At 67.4% G+C, this 2,879-nt stretch carries 3 protein-coding genes and 1 pseudogene; 1 reads left to right on the top strand and 3 read right to left on the bottom strand.

All coding sequences use genetic code 11. From position 1 onward, the window contains the following. A pseudogene (locus GSQ76_RS25465) lies at window positions 1–312 on the bottom strand (hypothetical protein); the annotation flags it as partial. A 285-nt stretch (window positions 313–597) separates the two neighbouring features. On the opposite strand from GSQ76_RS25465, the gene clpS reads away from it, so the two are divergent. After that, a complete protein-coding gene (clpS, locus tag GSQ76_RS25460; RefSeq protein ID WP_158746902.1) occupies window positions 598–915 on the top strand; it encodes an ATP-dependent Clp protease adapter ClpS in 318 nt (105 codons plus the stop codon). A gap of 24 nt (window positions 916–939) precedes the next feature. Here clpS and GSQ76_RS25455 read toward each other — a convergent pair whose 3' ends face one another. Both GSQ76_RS25455 and GSQ76_RS25450 read right to left on the bottom strand, forming a co-directional pair. Further along, window positions 940–1,359: an Ig-like domain-containing protein gene (locus GSQ76_RS25455; protein WP_158746901.1), complete on the bottom strand. Its 420-nt coding sequence runs from the start codon at window positions 1,357–1,359 to the stop codon at window positions 940–942. Between the two features lie 62 nt (window positions 1,360–1,421). After that, window positions 1,422–2,792 (bottom strand): virulence factor family protein, encoded by a 1,371-nt coding sequence (locus tag GSQ76_RS25450; RefSeq protein WP_158746900.1) that lies wholly within the window; start codon window positions 2,790–2,792, stop codon window positions 1,422–1,424. Between the last annotated feature and the right edge of the window lie 87 nt (window positions 2,793–2,879).

Below are 2,879 nucleotides of genomic sequence, written 5' to 3'. Positions count from 1 at the left end.
CACCGACTGCCCGCTCTGCCGGTGCATGGTCGCGATGGCGGACCGGCGGCGGCCGAGCGCGCCGCGGCTCAGCCCCGGTGCCGCCGCCAGCAAATACGCCGCAACCGTTTCCGCCGACGCCGGCAGCGCCGTGTGCTTCGTCTGGTGGCACCAGGCGAGGAAATTGGCCCAATCCCCCGCATACAGCCGCCGCGTTTGCGGGGTCGGGTCCAGCACTGGGGCGCCCACCGTCCGGACCGCCATCATCGGCGAGCCACCCCGATGCGGCGCCTCTGGCCATGTCTGCGTCGCATGCTCGCCATCGTCCATCATCCTGCCGGAGTCACCCCCAATCTACGAAGCACGGAGTCTGACGCGCCTACCGGAATAGGACAACCCGCGAACAGGTGCGGTAATGCAGTCAAACCCGCCACCCGCGCCGCCGCTCAGGCCATACCAAGCCCATTCCAAGCCCATTCCAGGCCCATTCCAGGGCCAAATCCCACCCCAAGGAAGCGTCGATTACCAAGATTTCGCGAGTCGGTGTATCAGCCCTTCGGCGGCGGGCCTTCCACCTGTTAAACTGCCCGCTCTTCAACTTCGGTCGGAGACAGTCCCATGGACGATAACGACAACGACACCATCACCCGGTCCCGCACGACCACGACCATCAAGGTCGAGCGACCGCGCCTGCACAAGGTGCTGTTGGTGAACGACGATTACACGCCCCGCAATTTCGTCACCAAGGTGCTGCAGGCCGAGTTCCGCCTGAACGAGTCGCAGGCGCAGCGCGTGATGATGACGGCGCACCAGAAAGGCATCTGCGTCGTCGCCGTCTTCCCCAAGGATGTCGCCGAAACCAAGGCCGACAACGGCACCGAGGCCGGCCGCAAGGAAGGCTACCCCCTACAATTCACCACCGAGCCGGAGCAGTAGCGGCTCAGCCTCCCAGGCGAACTATCAGGGGCTGACCATCACCGCCACAGCCACCGCATGGTCGTTCGGCTCGATCGTGACGGTGAACTGGTCCGGCCCGGCATAGCCACGCTGCGGCGTGTAGGACACGATCGGCGACCGCAGGCCGTTCACCAGCCCGGCAATCGCCTGGCCATGCTGCGCCGGAGCCGTCACCAGCGTCGCGGACGGGAAGATCTGCAAGTCCGGGTTCAGCATCGTGAAGGTGCAAGCCTCACCAGTGTTGTGCACCGCTGCGGTGGTATGCGCGACCGTCAGCGGCTCCAGGAAGAATTTCTGCACGTCGCACGGCCCCTGGACCGTCTGCGGCTGTAACCGGCCCTGGTCGTTGCGCGCCAACCCGGTGCACCCCGCCAACGATAACATCGTGGTCGCGCCTATGACGAGACCGTGTAACACGCGCATACCGCAACCACCTTTTTCCTGGCATCGCCATAAGACGGCAGGTTGGCCGGGGTTGCTACCCTTCACGAACCACGCCGCGTCAGCCCGTTGATGATGCGGCTGGCGACGGCGACGTAATTGCTGTCGAAATGATGCCCACCTTGGGTGCTCACCACCTCCGCGCCCTGGGCGGCCAGGCCCGGACAGGCCGTGTCCTCCTCATCCTTGCCATAGACGCATTGAATGAGGCGACCCGGAATGCGCTGCGTCTCCGCCCCGGTCGGCAGCGCGGCAGAACTGGGCGCCGCCCCCAGCCAGCCGGTGACCTGGATCTCGAAATCCGCCGAATTCGACAGCGCCAGCAGCGTCATCATCGTCACCTTCGCCTGAACATCGGGCGGCAGCCGGTTATAGGCGAACGGCAGCACGTCCGCCCCGAACGAATACCCGATCAACGCGATGCGCTTGCTGTGCCAAAGCGTGGAGTAGGTGCGCAACACGTCCGCCAGGTCGCGCGCGACCTCGTCCGGCGTCTTCTCGTGCCAGAAATACTGCAGCGAATCCCAGCCGACGACCGAGACCCCGCGCGAGCGGAGATTGTCGGTCACCTGCTTGTCGATGTCGCGCCAACCGCCGTCGCCGGACATCACCACCGCCATGATCTCGGTCGGGTTGTCCGCCGGCATCGGAATGATCGGCAATGACGCGATATCCCCGCCGGAGGCCGAGGCCGGCGCCCCCAGATGCGGCGCCACCAACGGCCCCAACGCGCCCGCTTCATCGGTATTGGCGCCCAGGCGCTGGGCCTCGACCGGCGACCCTGCCGCGGCCCAGCGCGCCAGCCGATCCCACATGCCCGGCGCCGCATCCGGCCGCAGTCCCACCGACCAGAAGCCCTGCGCCCCCGCCGGCGATTGCTCAGCCGCATCCGCCGCCACACTCATCCCATCCGTGTCAGAACACGGCGGCTTGCGCGTAGGCACATTCAGCGCCGGGTCGACGGAGACAGCACCGGCCACAGTGTTGACCCGCGCCTGGCTCAGGATGGCCGCTGCCACCGCCCCGCCATCCCCAATCCCGGCCAGGATCGGAAACATGTACGGCCCGGTATTGCGCAGCCGCTGGGCCGAGCGGCTCATCGCCTCCGCATCCCCGATCAGCACCTGGCATGCCCCCTGGCTGGCATCGAGCTGGCGGATATAGCCCGGGGTATCGATCCCGATGACCAACGCGCCATCCCGGGTCATCTTGCCCGCAGCCACGCCGTCCGCCGCATTCCATCCCGCGCGGTCCGAGAACATCAGCACCACGCCACGCAGCGCCCCCCGCGGTTGAAACTCTCGCACCGCGCCGAAGCGCCCGCCATCCAACATCGGCACCGCCGACGGCCCCAGCGCCGCCAGGCACGCCGCCAGCACGACCGCCCGGCCGGCAAGGCGGATCACGCCGCGCATGCCGAATCCTTCGCCCGCGCCGCCTTATACGTCCCGCTCAGCACCGCCACGTCCGCCAGGGTAACGAACGGCCCCACCGTGCCGGAC

It is taken from the genome of Acidisphaera sp. L21 (genome assembly GCF_009765685.1).
Taxonomy (GTDB): Bacteria; Pseudomonadota; Alphaproteobacteria; order Acetobacterales; family Acetobacteraceae; genus LMUY01.
The sequence above is the reverse complement of the archived record's forward strand: the minus strand, read 5'-3'. Positions and strand labels throughout refer to the sequence as shown.

Excerpts from the sequence above, each read along its gene's own strand:
- clpS (WP_158746902.1), top strand. The coding sequence starts at position 598 with ATGGACGATAACGACAACGACACCATCACCCGGTCCCGCACGACCACG.
- GSQ76_RS25455 (WP_158746901.1), bottom strand. The coding sequence starts at position 1,359 with ATGCGCGTGTTACACGGTCTCGTCATAGGCGCGACCACGATGTTATCG.
- GSQ76_RS25450 (WP_158746900.1), bottom strand. The coding sequence starts at position 2,792 with ATGCGCGGCGTGATCCGCCTTGCCGGCCGGGCGGTCGTGCTGGCGGCG.